The following is a 21,833-nucleotide window of genomic DNA, read 5'->3' as shown; positions in this document are numbered from 1 at the left end:
CCCCGATCCTGTCAGGCAGGCGTCACTTGGTGAGGACGACCCCGTCGGTGTCGTCGGCGTGGCCGGCGTTGTCCCCGTCCTTCGCCTCGTCGCCGTGGCCCGGCCACCAGGCAGCGTGGCCGAGCAGCGAGGTCAGCGCCGGCGTGAAGAACATCGACATCACGAACGACACGATCAGGATGCCGACCGCCAGCGCGAAGCCCATCGACACGATCAGGGTGTTGCCGCCGAGCATCAGCGAGGCGAAGGTGCCGGCCAGGATGACGCCGGCTGCGGCGATGGTCGGGCCGGCGTGCGTGACGGCCTGGGCGGCCGCGCTGTGCGGGTCGCGTCCCTCGCGGGCCTCCTCGCGGAGCCGGGCGATCATCAGGATGTTGTAGTCCGTGCCCAGCGCCGTCACGAACAGGTAGATGTAGATCGGCAGCATGAAGATCAGGCCGGCCTCGCCGCCGATGTTCTGGAAGGCGATCACGGTGATGCCGAGCGTGGCCGCGAAGCCGAGCCCGACGGCGGCCATCAGGAACCACGGTGCGACCAGGCTGCGCAGCAGCAGCGCGAGGATCAGCAGGATCACGGCTGCGGCCACCGGGAAGACGACCTTGTAGTCACGGGCCATCGCCTTCGACATGTCGGCGAAGATGCCGGGCGTACCGCCGACGTACGCCTCGGTGCCGTCGGGCGCCGCCTGGTGCGCCGCGTCGCGGATCGGTCCGGCGACGTTGTCCTGGGCAGCGTCGGAGACGGGGTCGTCGGACAGGGTCAGGTAGAACTGGAAGGCGGTGCGGTCCTTCGAGGGCACCGGACCGGCGACGCTGTCCACGCCCTCGGCCTCGCCGAGGGCCTTGCCGAACGCAGCGAGCTGGTCGTCGGTCACGTCGGCGCCCTCGGCGTCGACGAGCACGGGGACGGGCTCGGCCGCGCCCGCGGAGAAGTGCTCCTGGAAGGTCTCCAGCGCCTCCGTGGACTCGACGCCCTCGGGCAGGCTCGAGTTGAAGTCGAAGGACGGGTTGAAGCTGAGCGCGAAGATCGCCAGCACCGTCATCGCGCCGCCGGACACGAGCGCGGTGATGCCCGGACGCTGGCCGACGGCCTTGCCCAGCTTGATGAAGGTGCCGTGCTTCGGCTCCTTCTGCCACGACTTCGAGGGCCAGAAGAGCGCCTTGCCCAACAGCGAGACCGCGGCCGGGACCAGTGTCAGCGCGGCCAGCAGGGTCACGAAGACCGCGATCGCGAGGGCCGGGCCGATCGCGCGGAAGATGCTGAGCGAGCTGAGGATGAGCGCCATGAAGGCCACGATCACCGCGCCGCCCGCGGAGGCGATCGCCTCGCCCGCGCGGTCGAGGCTGTGGACGACCGAGTCCCGCACGCTCGCGCCCTGGCGCAGCCGCTCGCGGTGCCGGAACAGGAAGAACAGGATGTAGTCGGTGCCGACGCCGTACAGGACGACGACGAGGATCTGCTGGACCGAGGCGTCCGCCTTGAGGTCGAAGACGTCGTTGGCCCAGGCGATGGCGCCGGTGGCGATCGTCGAGACGATGCCGACGACCACGACGGGCAGCACGCAGATCAGCACGCTGCGGAAGATCAGCGCGAGCAGCCCGACGATGAGCACGATCGTGGCGATGCCGACGATCAGCAGCGTGTCCTCGCTGGACTCCTGGGAGTCGAGGCTCTGCGGCACCGCGCCGGTGGCGCGGACGTCGAGGTCGGAGTCCTTCGTCAGCTCCTTGATGTCGGCGCGAAGGTCCTTCGCGTCGTCGATCGCCTGCGTGTCGTAGCCGGTCGCGCCGTCGGCCAGCGGGATGACCGCGAACATCACGGTGCCGTCGGCCGAGAGGTTGGGCCTGCCGTCCTCGCCCTGCGCGATGACCAGCTGCTGGAAGGTCTTCCTGCCGAGCTCGGGCGCGAGCTCCTCGGCGATCGTCGCGACCTCGGCCTGGTCGGCTGCGGTCAGCTTGCCGCCCCCGTCGCGCTCGATCACGAGGATCGCGCCCGGTGAGAAGGCGTCGGAGAACTTGTCCTCCTGGAGCTGGAGCGCCTGGATCGACTCGTAGTGGTCGGGCAGGAACTCCGAGTTGTCCTGGGTGGACTCCAGGGCGGGTGCCGTCGCGGTGACGAGCACCGCCAGGAGCAGCCACGCCCCGATGACGTACCAGCGGAAACGGGTCACGAAGCGGCCGAGCGCAGCGAACATGGCGCCAACGCTTCCGTGTCGGGCGGAGCGGGGTCAACCGACTTTGGTAGGGACTCTCCAGATCCTGGGGACGGGTGGCTCTGGCACTCGCTTGCGGTGAGTGCTAGTTTCGTCACTGGCACTCTCGGTCCGAGTGTGCCAACGCCGGTCAGAGTGCCCAGGTGCTCGCGACCGGACCACGAACAGAAGTACTCACCGCATCAGCCTAGAAAGTGGAGGTCGACATCGTGTCGGTCAACATCAAGCCGCTCGAGGACCGGATCGTCGTCAAGCCCCTCGAGGCCGAGCAGACCACCGCCTCCGGTCTGGTCATCCCCGACACGGCCAAGGAGAAGCCGCAGGAGGGCGAGGTCCTCGCGATCGGCCCCGGTCGTATCGACGACAACGGCAACCGCGTCCCGCTCGACGTCGCCGTGGGTGACAAGGTCATCTACAGCAAGTACGGCGGCACCGAGGTCAAGTACGCCGGCCAGGAGTACCTCATCCTCTCGGCCCGCGACGTCCTCGCGGTCCTCGCCTGACCTTCGAGTCTCGAACCGCCCGGGACGTCATGCGCATCGGTCGCCCCGGCGACCACGTCGCATGACGTCGCGGGCGGTTTCGCCTTTCCACACCAAGGAGCAACACAGTGCCCAAGATCCTGGAGTTCGACGAGCATGCCCGTCGCGCGCTCGAGCGCGGCGTCGACAAGCTCGCCAACACCGTCAAGGTGACCCTCGGCCCCAAGGGTCGCTATGTCGTCCTCGACAAGAAGTGGGGCGCGCCGACCATCACCAACGACGGCGTGACCGTCGCCCGTGAGGTCGAGCTGGACGACCCGTTCGAGAACCTCGGTGCCCAGCTCACCAAGGAGGTCGCGACCAAGACCAACGACGTCGCCGGTGACGGTACGACGACCGCGACCGTGCTGGCGCAGGCGCTCGTCCACGAGGGCCTGCGCGCCGTCGCGGCCGGCGTGAACCCGATGGGCCTCAAGCGGGGCATGGACGCCGCGGCGGCTGCCCTCGGCGACGCCCTGCGCGACGCCGCCCGTGAGGTCGACGACGAGAAGGACATCGCCTCGGTGGCGACGGTCTCCTCGCGTGACGGCCACATCGGCGAGCTGCTCGCCGAGGCCTTCAGCAAGGTCGGCAAGGACGGCGTGATCACGGTCGAGGAGTCCAACACCCCCTCGACCGAGCTCGAGTTCACCGAGGGCATGCAGTTCGACAAGGGCTTCAACTCGGCGTACTTCGTCACCGACGCGGAGCGCCAGGAGGCCGTCCTCGACGACCCGTACATCCTGATCAACCAGGGCAAGATCTCGGCGATCGCGGAGCTCCTGCCGCTGCTGGAGAAGGTCATCCAGACCGGCAAGCCGCTCTTCATCCTCGCCGAGGACGTCGAGGGCGAGGCGCTCTCCACCCTGGTCGTCAACAAGATCCGCGGCACGTTCACCGCCGTCGCGGGCAAGGCCCCCGGCTTCGGCGACCGCCGCAAGGCGATCCTGCAGGACATCGCGATCCTCACTGGTGGCACGGTCATCTCGCCGGAGGTCGGCCTCAAGCTCGACCAGATCGGCCTCGAGGAGCTCGGCCAGGCCCGCCGCATCGTCGTCACGAAGGACAACACGACGATCGTCGACGGCGCCGGCGACGAGACCCAGGTCGCGGGTCGCGTCGAGCAGATCAAGAAGGAGATCGAGGCGTCCGACTCCGACTGGGACACCGAGAAGCTCCAGGAGCGGCTCGCGAAGCTCTCCGGCGGCGTCGTGGTGATCAAGGTCGGCGCGCACACCGAGGTCGAGCTCAAGGAGAAGAAGCACCGCATCGAGGACGCCGTCTCCGCGACGCGCGCCGCGATCGAGGAGGGCATCGTGCCCGGCGGCGGCTCGGCCATCGTCCACGCGGCCGCGGCCCTCGAGGGTGACCTCGGCCTGAGCGGCGACGAGGCCGTCGGCGTGCGGATCGTCCGCAAGGCCGTCGACGAGCCGCTGCGCTGGATCGCCGAGAACGGCGGCGCGAACGGCTACGTCGTCACCAACAAGGTGCGCGAGCTCGGTGTCGGCAACGGCTACAACGCCGCCACCGGCGAGTACGGCGACCTCGTCGCCCAGGGCGTCATCGACCCGGTCAAGGTGACCCGGTCGGCGCTCGCCAACGCGGTGTCGGTCGCCGGCATGCTCCTCACCACCGAGGTGCTCGTCGTCGACAAGCCCGAGGACGAGGCCGAGGCCGACGCCGGCCACGGTCACGGCCACGGGCACGGTCACTGAGACCTGCGCTCCGCAGCAGCAGCCCGGCCCGTCGTACCGCTCCGGTACGGCGGGCCGGTCCGCTTTTCGCGGCCGGGGCTCAGTCCCGGCCGCGCAGGAAGCTGACCCGCATCGGGCGCAGCTCGGGCGTCATCAGGCCGGCCTGGACGGCCGGGGCGGCGAGCATGATCACCCGGACGGCGTCCTCGTCCTCGGGCTCGGGGCCAGATTCGCACGCGGAGCAGGGCTTCGCGATGTCCTCCCAAGAAATCTTCGTGATCGCATCCGGTCACATCCCTCCGGCATAGTGGGCACATGTTGTGGAGAGTGCGCGCCGGACTGCCCGACCGACCGGGAGCGCTCGCCGAGCTCGCGGCGGCGTGCGGCCGCGCGGGCGTGAACATCCAGACCGTGCAGGTCTTCCCCGGCGAGGCGACGGTCACCGACGAGCTGGTGCTGCAGGTCCCTCACGACTGGACCCAGGACCAGCTCCGCGAGCTGGTCGACGGTGCGGGCGGCGAGACGGTGTCCGCCGTACCGGTCACGACGGCGGCGCTGGAGGACCAGCCGACCCGCTACGTCCAGGCGGTGCGGTCGATCGTCGCCCAGCCGGCGACCTTCCCGGACGTCGCGGCGCACCTGTTCGACGCAGAGGTGGCGCCGAGCACCGCCCACGTCGACGTCCTCGAGATGACCGTCGGCGGCTCCGCGACCATCCAGATCCGCCGTGACACGCCGTTCACGACCACCGAGCGGCAGCGCGCGGCGGCCCTCGCCGAGCTCGTCGGCGAGGTCCTCGACGCGCAGGCACCCCCCTCGCCGCAGCAGCCGGGCGCGGGCGACCCGGAGTTCGTGACCACGGGAGCCGTCGTGTCGGCGCTCGCCGGCGGCAAGGTCGCCGGCCGCGCGGAGTACACCCCTGCCGGCGGCGAGCCGTGGCCCGTGGACCTCTGGGTCGACCCGGCCTGGCACCGACGCGGCGTCGGCACCCGCCTGCTCGCCGACGTCGCCCGCGCCGCCCGCGGCGCCGGCGCCGACGAGATCGTGCTGACCGCGCCGTCGGACACCAAGGCGGTGCTGCCGATGGTGCTCGCGGCGGGCATGCGCGGCCGGATCCGGATGGCCGGCGACACGCTCACGGTGCGGATCGCGATCACCGACCTGCGCGCGTAGGCGACGAAAGGCCCTAGGGTTCTGCCACCTGATCCAGAATCCCGGGGGAGAACACCATGGTTCGCAATGCGAGCAAGAAGGCTGCCGGCTCGGACGGCGCCGACGACCGGACGTGGCATGCCACGCCCGAGGCGAAGTCGAAGGCCAAGACCTACCGCATCATCGCCCTCGTCCTCTGGGCGCTGTCGATCGCGGCCGAGCTGGGTGGCATCTTCGGGCTGCTCCTGAACAAGGGGATCCTCGAGGCCAGCACCTCGGTCGACGACCGGGGCGTCCTCGTCGCCGACGAGAAGTTCCCGACCTGGGCCTTCGTGACGCTTATCGGCCTGCTCGTCGTGATGGCGATCCTGACCATCATCGGCTCGCAGCTGTGGAAGAAGGCGCAGGAGCTCGACCCGCCGTCGAGCGCCAACGGCATCTCGTTCTTCCTCAAGAGCCAGCTCGGCGCGATCATCCCGCTGATCGCCTTCGTGCCGATCATCGTGCTGATCTTCCTCAACAAGGACATGTCGAAGCAGCAGAAGGGCTGGGCCGGCGGCGTCGGCGTCGTCCTCGCGCTCGTCGCGGTGGCGCTCGGCGTGAACTACGACCCGCCGTCGATCGAGAAGTACACCGCGGAGAAGCAGGCCGTCGTCCAGCTGCTCGGCGAGGACAAGGTCTACTGGGCCGGCGGCGGCGAGGTCTACCACGTCTGCGCGAACGTCCCGGACCTCTCGAAGAGTGCCGTCACCAGCGGTACGACGGCCGAGGCGGTCGCGGACGGCAAGCCGCGCCTGACGCTGAAGCTCGAGTCGGAGCTGAAGGCGTGCCAGCGCGCGGTGCCCAACAACATCGACGAGATCGTCGACGCGATCCGCCGGGTCCAGCAGGGCGAGGTCACCGAGCAGGTCCTGCCCTCGCCGGACTGGACCGGCGTGGCGAACGCCCCGAGCGGCGACGCCCTCGACGAGCTGAACGACGTGCTCGACGAGGCGCGGAAGGACGACGGCTCCGAGTAGTCCCGGGTCTCCGGGGGTGAGGATGGTCTCACCCCCGGAGGCTTTGTGAACACATTCACAAGCGGTAGCGTCGGGGACGTGCTGACCCCCGACGTCGTCACCGCCACCCTCGCCCACGCCAGCCAGGTCGCCAGCCAGGTCGCCAGCCAGGTCGCCGGCCGGATCGCCGCCGAGGCCGAGCCCGCCGGCCTGCTCCCGGCCCGCGAGCAGATGGCGCTCTCGCTCGGCTGGCACATCATCCTGGCCTGCTTCGGCGTCGCGTTCCCCGCGATGATCTTCGTGATGCACCTGCGCGGCATCCGCAAGGACGACCCGGTCGCCCTCGGCCTGGCGCAGCGCTGGGCGAAGGTGTCGGCGGTGCTCTTCGCGATCGGCGCCGTCTCCGGCACGGTCCTCAGCTTCGAGATGGGCGTGCTGTGGCCCGGCCTGATGGGGACGTACGGCGACGTGCTCGGCCTGCCCTTCGCATTCGAGGGGCTCGCGTTCTTCCTCGAGGCGATCTTCCTCGGCATCTACCTCTACGGCTGGAACCGGATGCCCCCGAAGCGGCACGTGCTGATGGTGCTGCCGATGGCGGTCACCGGGATCATCGGCGCCTACTGCGTGCTCGCGGTCAACGCCTGGATGAACGTGCCGACCGGCTTCCGGATCGTCGACGGCGAGGTGACCGACGTCGAGCCGTGGAAGGTGCTCTTCAACGGCCACGCCTTCCTGCAGTTCGCGCACATGTGGGTCGGCGCCTACATGCTGGCCGGCTTCTCCGTCGCCGGCGTGTACGCCGTCGGCATGCTCCGCGGCCGCCGCGACGCCCACCACCGGCTGGGCTTCATGGTGCCGTTCGTGTTCGCCTCGGTCGCGGCCGTCACCCAGCCGTTCGTCGGGCACGTGCTCGGCTTCGGCCTCGACGAGCGCCAGCCGGCGAAGCTGGCGGCGTTCGAGCTCGCCGAGACCACCGAGAGCCCGTCGCCGCTGCGGCTCGGGGGAGTGCTGGTCGACGGCGAGGTGAAGGGCTCGATCGACATCCCCTACCTGGGCTCCCTGATCGCGATGAACTCGCCCGACAAGCCGGTGTCCGGCCTCGACACGATCCCCGAGGAGGACCACCCGCCGGTCAACATGACCCACCTGGCCTTCCAGACGATGGTCGGCATCGGCACCCTCCTCGCGGCCGTCGTCGCGTTCTTCTGGGTGCAGCGCCGGCGGGGCCGCGACCTGCTCGAGAAGCGGTGGTTCCTGCGCTTCGCCGCGGTCGCCGGCCCGCTCGCGGTGGTCGCGCTCGAGGCGGGCTGGATCGCGACCGAGGTCGGCCGCCAGCCCTGGATCGTGTATGACGTCATGCGCACCACCGACGCGGTCGGCGACTACACCGCCAGCCTGTGGTGGCTGCTCGGCATCAGCACGGTGGTCTACACCGGCATGACCGTGGGCGCGGTCGTCGTACTCCGGTCGATGGCCCGGCGCTGGCGGGAGGGCGCGGTGGACCTGCCGAGCCCCTACGCGCCGGCCACCGCCACTCCGGGCGAGGGGGAGCGCCGATGAGCATCGAGGTCGCGGTCGCCGCCGCACTCTTCGTCGGGGTCGTCGCCTACGCCGTGCTGGGCGGTGCCGACTTCGGCTCGGGCTTCTTCGACCTGACCGCGGGCAGCAGTCGCCGCGGCGCGGAGCTGCGCACGCTCGTCGACCACAGCATCGGCCCGGTCTGGGAGGCCAACCACGTCTGGCTGATCTACGTGCTGGTCATCTGGTGGACCGGCTTCCCCGAGTCCTTCGCCGCCGCGATGTCGACGCTGGTGCTGCCGCTCCTGCTGGCCCTGCTGGGCATCGTGCTGCGCGGCGCCAGCTTCGCCTTCCGCAAGTACGCCGAGACGCTCGGCCAGGCCCGGCTGTTCGGGGTCGTCTTCGCCGCCTCCAGCATCATCACCCCGTTCTTCCTGGGCACCGTCGCGGGGGCGATCGTCTCGGGCCGGGTGCCGATGGACGGTGCGGGTGACCGCTGGTCGTCGTGGGTGAACCCGACGTCGCTGTTCGGCGGCCTGATCGCCGTCGGCACCTGCGCCTTCCTCGCCGGGACCTTCCTCGTGGCCGACGCCGAGCGCAGCGGCAACCACCGCCTGGCGGGGGAGATCCGGGTGCGGGCCCTCCTCGTCGGCCTGGTCACCGGTGCCCTGGTCTTCGCCGCGCTGGTGCCGATCGAGCACGACGCGCCCACGCTGGCCGACGGGCTCGAGGGCCGCGCCGCACCGCTCGTCGTGCTCGCAGCGATCGCCGGCGTGGCCACGATGTACCTGCTCTGGCGCCGCCGCTACGCGGTGGCCCGGATCACCGCGGTCCTCGCGGTCGCGTCAGTCGTGTCGGGCTGGGGCGTCGGGCAGTACCCGTGGCTGCTCGTCGACGAGGTGACGATCACCGACGCGGCCGGTGCCACGGCGACCCTGCAGGGACTGCTCGTCGCGGTCGGGCTGGCCGTCCTGGTCGTCGTACCGCCGCTGGCCTATCTCTTCCGGCTCACGCAGTCGGAGGAGTGGACCCGTCCCGACCACTGACATCCGGAGCCGAACCCATCGACAGATCGTTCGGGTCCGAACTAATATGCCCGGCATGTGCCAGACCACTGGGAAGCCGGACGACCTGCCCACCGCCCCCGAGGCCGGCGTACGCCGCAGGAGCCTGCTCCGGGGTGGAGCCGTGGGAACCGTCGGCCTCGGCGCGGCGGTGCTGGCGCCGAGCGCGTCCGCCAAGGGCCGTCCGATCACGCCCCCGAAGCGCTTCGGCGCGGCCGAGCTCGTCATCCTCGGCACTGCCGCCGGTCCGCCGCCCGAGCCCGATCGGGCGGGGATCGCCAGCGCACTGCACATCGAGGGGCGCAACTACCTCATCGACTGTGGTCGGAGCTCGGTGACGAACTACTACAACGTGGGCCTGCGGTACGCCGACCTCGACTCCGTGTTCATCACGCACCTGCACGCCGACCACGTCGCCGACTACTACAACGTCTTCCTGCTCGCGGGTTGGGGCCTCACCGACGACAACGATGCGCTGACGCAGCGGGTGGGTGTGTACGGCCCGGGTCCGGCCGGCGCGCTGCGACCGCCGTTCAAGGGCGGCGACGTCCCGACCGTCGCGCCCGAGGACCCGACGCCGGGCCTCGCCGCCATGACGGAGCACCTGGTCGCGGCCTACGCCTACAGCTCGAACCTCTTCATCCGGGACTCGGGGAGCCCCGACCCGAGGGACCTGATCGACGTCCACGAGCTCCAGGTCCCGAGCGAGGTCCCCGCGGACGTGCTGGGCGACACGGCGCCGCCGATGGACCCGTTCCTGGTGATGGAGGACGACCGGGTGCGGGTCACCGCCGTCCTGGTGCCGCACGGCCCGGCCTTCCCGAGCTACGCCTACCGCTTCGACACCGACCACGGGTCGGTCGTGTTCTCCGGTGACACCTCGCTGACTCCGAACATCGTCACGCTCGCGCGGGGCGCGGACATCCTCGTGCACGAGGCGATCGACCTCGAGGCGCTGGGCGAGCTGCCGCCCGCCGCGCTCGACCACCTCAAGCAGTCGCACACCTCGGTGGCCGACGTCGGTGCGGTCGCCGAGGCCGCCGGCGTCGACACGCTGGTCCTGAGCCACCTCGTCCCTGCGGCCCACTCCATCGTCAGCACCGGCCGCTGGCGCAGGCGCGCACAGCAGGGCTTCGGCGGCCGGGTCGTGGTCGGCGAGGACCTGATGCGGATTCCGCTGCCGCGCTAGCCCTGGTGCGCCGGGGCGTGACCCAGGCTCGGGTCCGGCGGGTGGTTGCCGAGCCGCCAGCCGCCGATCGGCAGGTCGAGCGCGGCGGCCGGGCCCCACGTCCCCTGCTCGTAGGGCTGCGTCCGCGGGCGGCGGTCCAGCACCGGCTGGAAGATCTCCCAGAGCCGGTCGACCTCCTCGGAGCTGATGAAGAGGGTCCGGTCGCCGCGCATCACGTCGAGCAGCAGCCGCTCGTAGGCCTCGAGCGGGTCGGAGCCCGGCGCGTCGCCGACGAGGTCGAGCCGGAAGACGCCCTCGACCAGCGCCATGTCCGGACCCGGGCGCTTGGCCCGCACGTCGATCGCGATCCGCGGCTGGTCGGCGAGCTCGATGACCAGCTCGTTGGGCTCGGGGTTGCCGCCGCCCTCCGGCTTGAGCCAGCGGTGGCGCGGGTCGCGGAACCGGACGGTGATCGTGCGCCGCCCGTCGGCCATCGCCTTGCCGGTGCGCAGGTAGAAGGGCACGTCGCGCCAGCGGTCGTTGTCGATCCAGACCTCGGCCGCGACGAAGGTCTCCACCTCGGAGTCGGACGCGACGTCGGGCTCCTCCCGGTAGCCGTCGTACTGGCCGAAGACGACGCGCTCGGGGTCGATGGGCCGTACGGCGGAGAAGGTCGCCGCCTTCGCCGCCCGGATCGCCGACGCACGGAACGCGTGCGGGTCCTCGAGCGCGACGAACCCGAGCAGCTGCGCGAGGTGGGTGGTCACCATGTCCTTGAGGCAGCCGGTGCCCTCGTAGAAGCTGCCGCGGCCCTCGACCGTGAGCTTCTCGGGCACGTCGATCTGCACCGACTCGATCGAGTGGCGGTTCCACGCGGGCTCGAACAGGCCGTTGGCGAAGCGGAGGGCGAGGATGTTCTGCACCGCCTCCTTGCCGAGGAAGTGGTCGATCCGGAACACCTGGTCCTCGGCGAACGCCGAGCACAGGACCGCGTGCAGCTCGCGGGCGGTCGCGAGGTCCGTGCCGAAGGGCTTCTCGGCGACGAGGCGCGAGCGGGCGACGAGGTCCTCGCGGTCGAGCATCCCGACCATGCCCTTGACTGCGCCGGGCGGGACCGAGAGGTAGAGCAGCCGCCGCACGTCGCCGAGCAGGCAGTGGCCCTCGTCGAGCAGCCGGTCCTCCGCGTCGCGGACCGCCTGGGCCAGCGCGCTGCCGTCGTCGGCGGAGGAGGTCACGAAGGTGGTCCGCTCGAGCAGCCGGTCGGCCACCTCGGCGTCCACGTCGCCGACGAACTCGTCCAGCGCGGCCCGGACCTGGCCCCGGAACTCGTCGTCGGAGCCGGGGGAGTGGCGCCCACTGCCGATCACCGCGAAGTGCTCCGGCAGCCGTCCCGCGGCAGCCAGCCGGTAGAGGCCGGGGAAGAGCTTGCGGGCGGCGAGGTCGCCGGTCGCGCCGAAGAGGACGAGGACGTGTGGGGGAAGCTCGTTGCTCACGGCCCCAGCCTCCCGGACAAGTGGGCACCGGCCAAGGGGGTGAGCCGGATCACGCACTACGATGGTGTGGTGGAGGTCCCTGACAAGTTCGCAGCGCTCGGTCTCACCTACGACGACGTCCTCCTGCTCCCGGGTCATAGCGACCTGGCGCCGGACGACATCGACACCACCTCGCGGTTGACGCGTGAGATCTCGCTGAGGTCGCCGCTGATCAGCGCCGCGATGGACACCGTGACCGAGTCGCGGATGGCGATCGCGATGGCCCGCCAGGGCGGCATCGGCATCCTGCACCGCAACCTGTCCGCGGAGGAGCAGGCCTACCAGGTCGACCTCGTCAAGCGGACCCAGACCGGGATCATCTCCAACCCGGTCACCATCGGCCCCGACGCGACGCTCGAGGACCTCGACCGGATCTGCGGCGAGTACCGCGTCTCCGGCCTCCCCGTGGTCGACGCCGACAACCGCCTCCTCGGCATCTGCACCAACCGCGACCTGCGCTTCACGCCCGTCGCGGAGTGGGCGACCACCAAGGTCGACGAGGTGATGACCCCCATGCCGCTGGTCACCGGTGGCGTCGGCATCAGCCGTGACGAGGCGACCGCGCTGCTGCGCAAGCACAAGCGTGAGCGCCTCCCGCTGGTCGACGCCGAGGGCCGCCTCGGCGGCCTGATCACGGTCAAGGACTTCGTGAAGTCCGAGCAGTTCCCGCTGGCCTCCAAGGACGGCGACGGCCGCCTGATGGTCGGCGCCGCGATCGGCTACTTCGGCGACGCCTGGGAGCGGGCCACCGGCCTGATCGAGGCCGGCGTCGACGTGCTCGTCGCCGACACCGCGCACGGCCACGTCACCCTGCTGCTCGACATGGTCCGCCGGCTCAAGTCCGACCCCGCCACGAAGCACGTCCAGGTGATCGGCGGCAACGTCGCCACCCGCGAGGGCGCCCAGGCCTTCGTCGACGCCGGCGCCGACGCGGTCAAGGTCGGCTTCGGCCCGGGCTCCATCTGTACGACGCGCGTCGTCACCGGCTGCGGCGTACCCCAGGTGACCGCGGTCTACGAGGCGTCCCTCGCCGCGAAGCCCGCGGGCGTGCCGGTCATCGCCGACGGCGGCCTGCAGCAGTCCGGCGACATCGCCAAGGCGATCGTCGCCGGCGCCGAGTCCGTCATGATCGGCTCCATGCTCGCCGGCTGCGAGGAGTCGCCGGGCGAGGTGGTCTTCCACCAGGGCAAGCAGTACAAGGCCTACCGCGGCATGGGATCGCTCGGCGCGATGTCCTCGCGCGGCAAGAAGTCCTACTCCAAGGACCGCTACTTCCAGGCCGAGGTCACCAGCGACGACAAGATCGTCCCCGAGGGCATCGAGGGCCGGGTCGCCTACAAGGGCCCGCTCGCCGGCGTCGCCCACCAGCTGCTCGGCGGCCTGTCGCAGTCGATGTTCTACGTCGGCGCGCGGACCATCCCCGAGCTGCAGGACAAGGGCCGGTTCATCCGGATCACCTCGGCCTCGCTCAAGGAGAGCCACCCGCACGACATCGAGATGACCGTCGAGGCCCCCAACTACCACCGTTAGATGGCGCGAGCGCCTCGCCCGTCGTGCTCGCCGCACGGGCGCTCGCTCCGCTCGGCCCGCGGGCTTCGCACGACGCGGCTGTGCCGCGGGCGCCGCGCTGCCGCGCCGCGGTTGCCTTGCGTAGGTCCCGCCTCCGCCTGGCGGCAAGCCGACACTGCAGGTAACGGGCGCGAGCGCCTCGTCCGTCGTGCTCACCGCACGGGCGCTCGCTCCGCTCGGCCCGCGGTCAGTCGGTCCCGGGCAGCGGCCAACGCGCGAGGACCTCGACCACGCCCTCGAACGAGTCGCTCCAGGTCAAGGTGTCGGGCTCCGCGGAGTCGGCAGGCAGGAAGATCGGGACGCAGCCCTCGAGGCGTGAGCCCCGGCCGAAGGGCTCGGTGACCTCGGGCGTCGTGCACGGACCGCCGGACGTCGTCGGGTGGAGTTCGGGGAGGTCGGTGCTCCCCGACGCGAGTCCGAAGCCGGGAGCCACGAAGGTGGCGGCCACGCCATCGACGTACTCGATCCGGAAGCGCACGTAATACACGCGGGAGGCGGCGAGGGTGGCCGCATCGGCGTGGTCGTCGCGCACGCTGTCGAAGTCGTCGATCGAGCCTTCCTCCGCCGATGTCGGCGTCACCTCGAGGCTGCCGAGCTGCTCGTCGTCGACGTGGGCGACGACCGCGGGCTCGCTGAAGGACGAGCGTTCGGTCCCCGTGTGCGACCCGGGGTCGTAGGGGAGCTCCTCCGCGCTCCCGCCCACCGTCCCGTCGTCGCACGCGGCAAGGAGGGCGCCGACGGCGGCGCAGACCAGGCCGGGCAGGCGGCGGGTTCGTGACACGAAGGTCGGTCGCTCCGCCTGGCGTCCGGGGCAAACACCCGGCCGGTGGATCCCGGCCGCGGTATTTCAACCGCAGCGGGGCTGGCGTTCCGCCGTCGTTCACCTGACTCGCACCGTCCGGACGCGCACTGCCGTCACCGTTCCTCTCGTCGCGCGGTCCCGCGCGCCGTGTGACCGGCCTTCTCGGGTGGGCCACGACCGAGGACGATGAGTGACCAGCCTGCCCCTTTCGGACCCGGGCGCGCCTGAAGCCGAGCCCCGCCGGATCTCGCGCAGGCCGTCCGGCGGAGACGCCGTCTTCGTCAACGTCTTCCGCGTCATCGGCGCGTCCGTGCTCGTCATCACCGGCGGCGTCGGCGTCTTCCTCGCGGTGCAGACCGTGCCGACGTTGCGCCACTACGGCATCGACTTCCTCACCACCGCGCGCTGGGAGCCCGAGGTCGACCTGCTCGGCATCGCGGGCGTCGTCGTGGGCACGGTCTCGATCGCCCTGCTGGCGATGGTCTTCGCGTTCCCGCTGGCCCTGCTGACCGCGTTGTTCATCACGGAGTACGCGCCGGCGCGGGTCAAGCCCTTCCTGGTGTCCCTCGTCGACCTGATGGCGGCGGTGCCGTCGATCGTCTACGGCCTGTGGGGCTTCTTCCTGATGATGCCGCACGTCGCGGAGCTGTCGTACTGGCTGCAGCGCCACTTCGGCTGGGTGCCCTTCTTCGAGATCCGCGACACCGACCCGGACAGCCCGGTGTGGGACACCACCCGCTACATCGCCAGCTCGTTCTGCGCCTCCGTGCCCGTCGCGATGATGGTGCTGCCGATGGCGTGCGCCGTCATGCGGCAGGTCTTCTCGCAGACCCCGCCGGGGGAGCGGGAGGCGGCGCTGGCGCTGGGCGCGACGAAGTGGGGCGTCATCACGTCCGTCGTGCTGCCCTTCGGCCGCGGCGGCATCATCGGCGGCACGATGCTCGGCCTGGGCCGCGCCCTCGGGGAGACCATCGCGGTCGCGCTGATCATCTCGCCCGCCTTCGAGATCAAGTGGAACGTGCTCGAGGTCGGCGCCATCTCGGTGAGCTCCCTGATCGCAATCCAGTTCAGCGAGGCGAGCCCCTCGCAGCTGTCGGCCCTACTGGCGGCCGGGTTCGTGCTCTTCGTGCTGACCCTGGTCGTCAACACCTGCGCCGCGATGATCGTCAACCGCAGCCGGTCCGGGGCGGACGCCGACGCATGAGCACGAGTACGACGACCAGCACGCCGCGGTCGACCACCACGCCCCGCACCCACCTGCCGGTCCGCGACGACGACGCGCCGCCGCCGGTGCCGCGCCTCGCGATCGGCGCGCCCAACGCGGACGAGCTGTTCGTGCGCGTCGGCGCCTGGGTGGCCGCGGTCGCGATCGCCTGGCTGATCACCCAGCGCTTCCTGCCGCTCGCCGGCCTGCCGTGGTTCCTCATCGTCCTCTTCGTGGGCGGCGTCGCGATGACCGCGCTGCTCACGACCATGACGGGGACCTGGGTCGAGGTGAAGGACCGCGTCGCGGGAGCGGTGATCACCGGTGGCGCGCTCGTCGTCGGGGCGGCGCTCGTCTCGACCATCACCTTCGTCTTCCTCCGCGGCTGGCGGGCCCTGCTGCACACCAACTTCTTCCTCGACGACATGGCGGGCGTCGACCCGAAGGCGTCCTTCGACGCCGGTGGCGTCGCGCACGCGATCACCGGGTCCCTGATCCAGCTGGGGATCGCGCTGGTCATCACGCTGCCGCTCGGCATCGGCACCGCCGTCTTCATGACCGAGGTCGGCGGCCGGTTCTCCCGCGTGGTCCGCACCGTCGTCGAGGCGATGACGGCGCTGCCCTCGATCGTGGCCGGCCTGTTCGTCTACGCCGTGCTGATCCTGACCCTCGGCTTCCCGCCCTCCGGGTTCGCGGCCGGCATGGCGATCGCGGTCATGATGCTGCCGATCATCGCCCGCGCCGCGGACGTCGTGCTCCGCGTCGTGCCGGGCACCCTGCGCGAGGCCAGCCTGGCGCTCGGCGCCAGCCGCTGGCGCACCGTGTGGCACGTGGTGCTGCCGACCGCCCGACCGGGCCTGGCGACGGCGGTGATCCTGGGCGTCGCGCGCGGCATCGGTGAGACCAGTCCCGTCCTGCTCACGTCGGGGGCGGCCAACTTCCTGGTCACCAACCCCTTCGAGGGCGCCATGAACTCGCTGCCGCTCTACATCTACAACGGCGCCCGCAGCGGGGAGCCGGCGCTGATCGACCGCGCGTTCGGTGCCGCCGCGGTGCTGATGGTCCTCGTCCTCGTGCTGTTCGTCATCGCCCGCCTTGTCGCCCGACCCGCCGGCGGCAACCGGCGCGGCCTCGTCCGACCGTTCGTCCGCGCGCTCGGCACCGCCGTCCGCAAGATCCCCACGTCCCGGAGCAGCTCATGATGTCCCGCGCCCGCAGTACGACGCTCGCGATCCTCGCCGGCCTCGGACTCCTGTCCGTCCTCGCCGGCACGGCCGCGGCGAGCGTCCCCGAGGAGACGCCGCGCGACGGCGTCGCGTCGCGTGCGGCGGCGTACGCGACCATCGAGGGGAAGGGCTCGACCTGGTCGAAGCTCATCGTCGACAAGTGGATCGGCGACGTCGACAGCAAGGGCATGAAGGTCGTCTACAGCGGCGTCGGCTCGAGCGCGGGCCGCAAGGCGTTCGCCGACGGCACCGTCGACTACGCGATCTCCGAGATCCCCTACCAGGGCGTCGACGAGAAGAGCGGCCAGGCCGACAAGAGCGACCGCGACTACGCCTACCTGCCGATCGTGGCCGGTGGCACCTCGTTCACCTACCAGCTCAAGATCGGCACCCAGCAGGTGCGCAACCTCCGCCTCTCGGGGGAGACGGTCGCCAAGATCTTCACCAACCAGATCACCAGCTGGGACGACGCGCAGATCACGCGGGACAACAACGGACGCAAGTTCCCGAAGATCCCGATCACGCCCGTGGTGCGCTCGGACGGCTCGGGCACGACGGCCCAGTTCACCCGCTGGATGGACGCGGAGTACCCCTCGATCTGGCGCCCCTACTTCGGCAAGAGCGGCCTGACGTCGTACTTCCCGAAGAAGGGCCGGCAGATCGCGCAGGCCGGCTCCGACCAGGTCATGAACACGATCAAGGGCTTCGCCGGCAACGGCACGATCGGGTACGTCGAGTACGCCTATCCGAAGAACGCCGGCTACCCGGTCGTGAAGGTCAGCAACAAGGCGGGCTACTACGTGGAGCCGACGACCTTCAACGTGGCGGTCGCGCTGACGAGGGCGAAGATCGACCCGGCCACGCTGACGCAGGTGCTGGACGCGGTCTACCGCAACCCGGACCCGCGGGCCTACCCGCTGTCGTCGTACTCGTACATGATCATCCCGACCAGTGCCGACGACCCGCGGATGACCACGGCGAAGCGCCAGACGCTCGCCGACTTCCTCTACCACTCGCTGTGCGCGGGCCAGGGCGACGCGGGCGACTACGGCTACTCGCCGTTGACCCTCAACCTCGTCTCCGCCGGGTTCACGCAGGTCAAGAAGCTGAAGGCGGCGGATCCCGCCGTCGTGCTGACCAACCGGGACGTGAAGAGCTGCAACAACCCGACCTTCGACGGCAAGAACCTCAACCACAACGTGCTGGCCGACAAGGCGCCACAGCCGGCGGCGTGCGACAAGGACGGCCAGGGCCCGTGCACCACGGGCACCGGCACCGGGGCGCCGTCCACGGACGAGCCCGGAGCCGGTGGGACCGGGGGCACGGGCGGCACGGGTGGCGCCGGTGGCTCCGGTGACGCCCCGGCGAGCGGTGACGCCCCGCCGGTGGTCGACCCGGAGACCGGGGAGGTCGTCGCCGCCGGCAGCACCGGCGGGTCGACGGCCGGCGGCGAGGTCTACGCCAACCCGCTGCTCGTCTCGGACCGTCCCGCGGACAGCCGCACCTTCGGCTGGCTGGCGGTCATCGAGCTGATCGGCCTGGTCGTGCTGCCCGGGCTCTTCGTGTCGGTCCTGCGCCGGCGCCGCGCAGCAGGGGCGGGCCGATGAGCGCCCGCCGCCGGCTCGCCCTGGCGCTCGCCGTCGGGGCGGTCGGGCTCGGGCTGCTGCCGGGTGCGCCCTCCGCGGGCGGAACCACGGAGGCCGCCGGCGCGGCAGCACCCGCCGCCGAGGGCGGCTACTCCCGCACGCGCACCGTCACCCGCGAGGTCCTCGACGCCGACGGAGGTGTCGACGCCACCCTGTCCACGTCCTACCGGATGACGGTCAGGGCCGACCGGACGACCGACCTCCGCGGTCGCGAGCGCGTCGCGATCAGCTGGACCGGGGCAGCGCCGAGCGGTGGCCGGGCGAGCAACCCGTACGGCGAGAAGGGGCTCCTGCAGGAGTACCCGGTCATGGTGCTGCAGTGCCGCGGCACCGACGACGCCGACCTGCCCCTGGCGAAGCGGGTCCGGCCCGAGACCTGCTGGACGTCATCGGTCGCCCAGCGCTCGCAGCGGCTGCGCTCGCGCAGCGAGTCGACCTGGCTCGTCGACCGCTACGCCGACGAGGCGGACCGCCAGCCCGTGTCCGGGATGGACCCGTTCCCCGGTGCCGACTGCCCGGGGCTCGACACCACGGTCGCCAACACCCACCTCACCGAGTTCGTCTCGCAGGCCGGGCGGACCTACCCGGCCTGCGCCGCGGACAGGATGCCGCCGGAGGCCGCCGTGGACGCGGCGTTCCCGCCCTCGGAGCTGGCGGCGTACACGGACCTCGACGGCAAGGGATCCGTGCAGTTCGAGGTGCGCTCCTCCGTCGAGAACGAGTCCCTCGGCTGCTCGCACGAGGTGGCCTGCTCGATCGTCGTGGTCCCGATCCTGGGCATCAGCTGCGACCGGCCCTCCTCGCCGATGACCTCCACCGACCGGGCCTGCCGGAAGGCGGGCCGCTTCGCCGCCGGCTCCAGCAACTTCGCGGAGGAGGGCGTCGACCAGGCGGTCTCGCCGTCGCTGTGGTGGTCGGCGTCCAACTGGCGCAACCGGTTCAGCATCCCCGTCACCTTCGGCCTCCCGGCCGGCGTCTGCGACGTGCTCGACCCGCGTGCGCCCACGAAGTTCTTCGGCTCCGAGCTGATGGCCCAGGCCGCGCTGCAGTGGGCGCCGGCCTACTGCCTGCGCGACGACCGCTTCAACTTCGCGCTCAGCCAGATGCCCGACAACGCGGGCTGGGAGAACATGGAGAACGGCGCCGGACCGGCCGCATTCGTGTCCTCCGAGCACCAGCAGGCGGGCGCCGACCCCGTCGGCTACGCGCCCACCGCCATCAGCGGGTTCAGCATCGGCTACACGATCGACCGGCCCGACAACGGCGGCGAGTACGACCGGCTGCGGCTCAACCCCCGCCTCCTCGCGAAGCTGCTCACCCAGAGCTATCTCGGGTCCGACCTCGGCCGCGGCCACCCCGGCATCGGCGACAACCCGATGGCGATCATGGACGACCCCGAGTTCGTGAGGCTCAACCCCGGCCTCAGCCGCAACGTCCAGGAGGCCGGTGCGACCCTGCTCTCGCTCTCGGTCTCCTCCGACCTGATCCGCCAGCTGACGTCCTACATCGCCCAGGACGCGGACGCGATGGCCTTCGTGGCCGGGACGCCGGACCCGTGGGGGATGAAGGTCAACCCGGCGTACCGGTCGCTCGACCTGCCGCGCGACGAGTGGCCGCTGCTCGACAGCTACATCCCCGAGACGCAGAACGAGTGCCTCAAGCAGAACCCGACGGTGTACTTCACCCAGCTGGCGTCGCCGGTCTCGACGCTGCGCACGATCGCCGACGCGCTCATCGACGCGTGGCCCTACGTGCAGACCCGCTGCGACTACGACACCGCCACGTCGACGTACAAGCTGGGCCGCAAGGACCGGCAGAACTACGGGACGCGGTTCATGGTGGGCCTGGTCAGCCTCGGCGACGCCGACCGGTTCGGGATGCGGTCGGCCGCGCTGCTGACCAGCAAGGGCCGGTACGTCGCGCCGACCGACCGGAGCCTGTCCGCGGCCGTCGGCCTGATGCGCCGCTCGGGGGCCCATCGCCCGTTCACCGTGACCCAGGAGGCGGTCACGGCCGCCGGCGACGCCTACCCGGGGACGATGGTCGTCTACACGACCGCGAAGCTCGAGAGCCTCGCCCGCCCGCAGGCCCGCCAGGTCGCGTCCTTCATCAGGATCGCAACCTCCGAGGGACAGGTCCGCGGCCGCGGCAACGGCGACCTGCCGGGCGGCTACCTCCCGATCCGCAAGACCGGCGTCACCGCACCCCTGTGGCGCGCCGCGCAGCAGACGGCCAGCGCGATCGAGGCGCAGAAGGGCGCCGGTACGACGACCCCGGAGGAGGTGCCGCCGCCGTCGGACGCCGCGCCGCCGGCCTCGGGTGACGCCGCCGCGCCGCCGGCGGGAACGCCGTCGAAGGCGGGTCCCGGCGCGACCCCGACCACGGCGGACGGGACGACGCCCACGGCTGCCACGACGGAGGAGACGACGTCGTCGCTGGGCAACGTCCTGCTGCCGGTCCTCCTCCTGGTCGGTGGCCTCGCCATCGCCAGCTCCGTGGTCTCGCAGCTCGTCGGACGCCGCGCGGGGACGCCATGACCGCGCCGACCGTCCCGCCCGCCGCGGCAGCGCCCCCGGCCCACGACGCCCCGCCGGGCGCGGCGCCACCGCGCCGTCCGCAGCCCGCGCGTCGCGCCGAGCGCCCGCCGCGGCCACCGCGCCAGCCCCTGCAGGGCACGCCGGCGCTGGTGTCGAGCATCTCGACGATGGTCGCGCTGGTCTGCCTGTGGGCCGTGCTGCACCTGCTGGTGCTCGCCCAGGTGTCCCACGCGCGGGCGCAGGACCTGCTCTTCGAGGAGTTCCGCGTCCAGCTCGCGGGGGCGACGGCGCCCGTCGACGGCACCGCCGAGCCGGGCGCGCCGGTGGCGCTCCTGCGGATCCCCAGGCTCGACCTCGAGGAGGTCGTCGTCGAGGGCACGGCGCCTGGAGACCTGTTCGCGGGACCGGGACACAAGCGCGACAGCGTTCTGCCGGGCCAGGTCGGCACCTCACTGGTGTTCGGCCGCGCCGCGACCTACGGCGCTCCCTTCGCCGACCTGTCCGAGCTCGAGGCGGGTGACCGGATCGAGGTCACCACCGGCCAGGGCGAGCTGGACCTCAGGGTCGTGGCGGTACGCCGGGCCGGCGACCCGAACCGGGCGCGCCCCGAGGGGGCCGCGCGCGTCACGCTCGTCTCCGCCGAGGGGTCGGGCCGCCTCGCCGGCTTCCGTCCCGGCAAGGCGCTGTACGTCGACGCCGAGGCCCCGAAGGGCTTCCCGTCCCCGGGCGGCTACTCGCCCGCCGTACCCCCGTCCGAGGAGGCGATGGCCCGCGGCGTCGAGTCGCTGCCCAGCGTCTGCCTCGGTCTGGCCCTGCTCATCGCGCTGACGCTCGGGGTCATCGCGGCGCGCCTCCGGTGGTCGGTCGGCCTGGTGTGGGTGGTCGCCGCACCGGTCGCGATCGCCCTGGCGTGGTTCACGACGGACGCCGCGATGCGGCTGTTCCCGAACCTGATCTGACCGACCTGCACCACTGCATCACCTCCATCCA

16 protein-coding genes are annotated in these 21,833 nt (G+C 71.6%); 13 read left to right on the top strand and 3 right to left on the bottom strand.

Annotation, left to right across the window (positions count from 1 at the left end; all coding sequences use genetic code 11):
- Positions 1 to 22: 22 nt before the first annotated feature.
- Positions 23 to 2,194, bottom strand: a complete 2,172-nt coding sequence (locus BJ993_RS04630; protein ID WP_179647903.1) for an MMPL family transporter — start codon at positions 2,192 to 2,194, stop codon at positions 23 to 25.
- A gap of 227 nt (positions 2,195 to 2,421) precedes the next feature.
- Between BJ993_RS04630 and groES the strand changes: the two genes are divergently transcribed.
- The 7 genes from groES to BJ993_RS04595 all read left to right on the top strand — a co-directional run bounded on the left by groES (position 2,422) and on the right by BJ993_RS04595 (position 10,348).
- Positions 2,422 to 2,715: a co-chaperone GroES gene (groES, locus tag BJ993_RS04625; RefSeq protein ID WP_028653828.1), complete on the top strand. Its 294-nt coding sequence runs from the start codon at positions 2,422 to 2,424 to the stop codon at positions 2,713 to 2,715.
- A gap of 107 nt (positions 2,716 to 2,822) precedes the next feature.
- On the top strand, positions 2,823 to 4,448 hold the full coding sequence (gene groL / locus BJ993_RS04620; RefSeq protein ID WP_179647902.1) for a chaperonin GroEL: 1,626 nt from the start codon (positions 2,823 to 2,825) through the stop codon (positions 4,446 to 4,448).
- 306 nt (positions 4,449 to 4,754) lie between these two features.
- Entirely contained in the window at positions 4,755 to 5,600 is an 846-nt protein-coding gene (locus tag BJ993_RS04615) for a GNAT family N-acetyltransferase (RefSeq protein WP_308645476.1), read from the top strand.
- A gap of 56 nt (positions 5,601 to 5,656) precedes the next feature.
- Positions 5,657 to 6,598: a hypothetical protein gene (locus BJ993_RS04610; protein ID WP_051933009.1), complete on the top strand. Its 942-nt coding sequence runs from the start codon at positions 5,657 to 5,659 to the stop codon at positions 6,596 to 6,598.
- Between the two features lie 78 nt (positions 6,599 to 6,676).
- The gene (locus tag BJ993_RS04605) at positions 6,677 to 8,137 is read left to right on the top strand and encodes a cytochrome ubiquinol oxidase subunit I (protein WP_308645475.1); all 1,461 of its coding nucleotides are present in this window, start codon (positions 6,677 to 6,679) and stop codon (positions 8,135 to 8,137) included.
- Positions 8,134 to 9,141, top strand: coding sequence for a cytochrome d ubiquinol oxidase subunit II (locus BJ993_RS04600; protein ID WP_179647901.1), 1,008 nt, complete (start codon positions 8,134 to 8,136; stop codon positions 9,139 to 9,141). The genes BJ993_RS04605 and BJ993_RS04600 overlap by 4 nt, the downstream gene beginning before the upstream one ends.
- 55 nt (positions 9,142 to 9,196) lie before the next feature.
- The gene (locus BJ993_RS04595; protein WP_179647900.1) at positions 9,197 to 10,348 is read left to right on the top strand and encodes an MBL fold metallo-hydrolase; all 1,152 of its coding nucleotides are present in this window, start codon (positions 9,197 to 9,199) and stop codon (positions 10,346 to 10,348) included.
- On the opposite strand, the gene zwf is transcribed toward BJ993_RS04595, so the two are convergent.
- Positions 10,345 to 11,820 carry a glucose-6-phosphate dehydrogenase gene (gene zwf, locus BJ993_RS04590; protein ID WP_179647899.1) on the bottom strand — a complete coding sequence of 492 codons (1,476 nt, stop codon included), beginning with the start codon at positions 11,818 to 11,820 and terminating at the stop codon, positions 10,345 to 10,347. The two genes, BJ993_RS04595 and zwf, sit on opposite strands and share 4 nt — an antisense overlap.
- Before the next feature lie 69 nt (positions 11,821 to 11,889).
- Here zwf and guaB point away from each other — a divergent pair, with 69 nt between their 5' ends.
- Positions 11,890 to 13,389 carry an IMP dehydrogenase gene (gene guaB / locus BJ993_RS04585; protein ID WP_036551301.1) on the top strand — a complete coding sequence of 500 codons (1,500 nt, stop codon included), beginning with the start codon at positions 11,890 to 11,892 and terminating at the stop codon, positions 13,387 to 13,389.
- Positions 13,390 to 13,615: 226 nt separating this feature from the next.
- Here guaB and BJ993_RS04580 read toward each other — a convergent pair whose 3' ends face one another.
- Complete coding sequence (locus BJ993_RS04580) at positions 13,616 to 14,209, bottom strand: hypothetical protein (RefSeq protein WP_179647898.1); 594 nt, start codon at positions 14,207 to 14,209, stop codon at positions 13,616 to 13,618.
- A gap of 211 nt (positions 14,210 to 14,420) precedes the next feature.
- Between BJ993_RS04580 and pstC the strand changes: the two genes are divergently transcribed.
- The 5 genes from pstC to BJ993_RS04555 are packed head-to-tail and all read left to right on the top strand — an operon-like array spanning position 14,421 to position 21,802.
- Positions 14,421 to 15,434 carry a phosphate ABC transporter permease subunit PstC gene (gene pstC, locus BJ993_RS04575; protein ID WP_179647897.1) on the top strand — a complete coding sequence of 338 codons (1,014 nt, stop codon included), beginning with the start codon at positions 14,421 to 14,423 and terminating at the stop codon, positions 15,432 to 15,434.
- Positions 15,431 to 16,636, top strand: coding sequence for a phosphate ABC transporter permease PstA (gene pstA / locus BJ993_RS04570; RefSeq protein ID WP_179647896.1), 1,206 nt, complete (start codon positions 15,431 to 15,433; stop codon positions 16,634 to 16,636). Before pstC ends, pstA begins: the two co-directional genes overlap by 4 nt.
- The gene (locus BJ993_RS04565; protein ID WP_036551583.1) at positions 16,636 to 18,267 is read left to right on the top strand and encodes a phosphate ABC transporter substrate-binding protein PstS; all 1,632 of its coding nucleotides are present in this window, start codon (positions 16,636 to 16,638) and stop codon (positions 18,265 to 18,267) included. The genes pstA and BJ993_RS04565 overlap by 1 nt, the downstream gene beginning before the upstream one ends.
- A complete protein-coding gene (locus BJ993_RS04560) occupies positions 18,264 to 20,843 on the top strand; it encodes a hypothetical protein (protein ID WP_179647895.1) in 2,580 nt (859 codons plus the stop codon). The genes BJ993_RS04565 and BJ993_RS04560 overlap by 4 nt, the downstream gene beginning before the upstream one ends.
- On the top strand, positions 20,840 to 21,802 hold the full coding sequence (locus BJ993_RS04555; RefSeq protein ID WP_179647894.1) for a sortase: 963 nt from the start codon (positions 20,840 to 20,842) through the stop codon (positions 21,800 to 21,802). The genes BJ993_RS04560 and BJ993_RS04555 overlap by 4 nt, the downstream gene beginning before the upstream one ends.
- The last annotated feature ends 31 nt before the right edge of the window (positions 21,803 to 21,833 follow it).

This window comes from Nocardioides aromaticivorans (genome assembly GCF_013408525.1).
Lineage (GTDB): Bacteria > Actinomycetota > Actinomycetes > Propionibacteriales > Nocardioidaceae > Nocardioides > Nocardioides aromaticivorans.
Note: the sequence above shows the minus strand (reverse complement) of the source record. Positions and strands in the feature narration are given on the sequence as shown.

Bases quoted from the DNA above. Each gene is read 5' to 3' on its own strand.
- BJ993_RS04630 (WP_179647903.1), bottom strand. From the start codon at position 2,194: ATGTTCGCTGCGCTCGGCCGCTTCGTGACCCGTTTCCGCTGGTACGTC.
- BJ993_RS04610 (WP_051933009.1), top strand. From the start codon at position 5,657: ATGGTTCGCAATGCGAGCAAGAAGGCTGCCGGCTCGGACGGCGCCGAC.
- BJ993_RS04600 (WP_179647901.1), top strand. From the start codon at position 8,134: ATGAGCATCGAGGTCGCGGTCGCCGCCGCACTCTTCGTCGGGGTCGTC.
- BJ993_RS04595 (WP_179647900.1), top strand. From the start codon at position 9,197: ATGTGCCAGACCACTGGGAAGCCGGACGACCTGCCCACCGCCCCCGAG.
- pstA (WP_179647896.1), top strand. From the start codon at position 15,431: ATGAGCACGAGTACGACGACCAGCACGCCGCGGTCGACCACCACGCCC.
- BJ993_RS04565 (WP_036551583.1), top strand. From the start codon at position 16,636: ATGTCCCGCGCCCGCAGTACGACGCTCGCGATCCTCGCCGGCCTCGGA.
- BJ993_RS04560 (WP_179647895.1), top strand. From the start codon at position 18,264: ATGAGCGCCCGCCGCCGGCTCGCCCTGGCGCTCGCCGTCGGGGCGGTC.
- BJ993_RS04555 (WP_179647894.1), top strand. From the start codon at position 20,840: ATGACCGCGCCGACCGTCCCGCCCGCCGCGGCAGCGCCCCCGGCCCAC.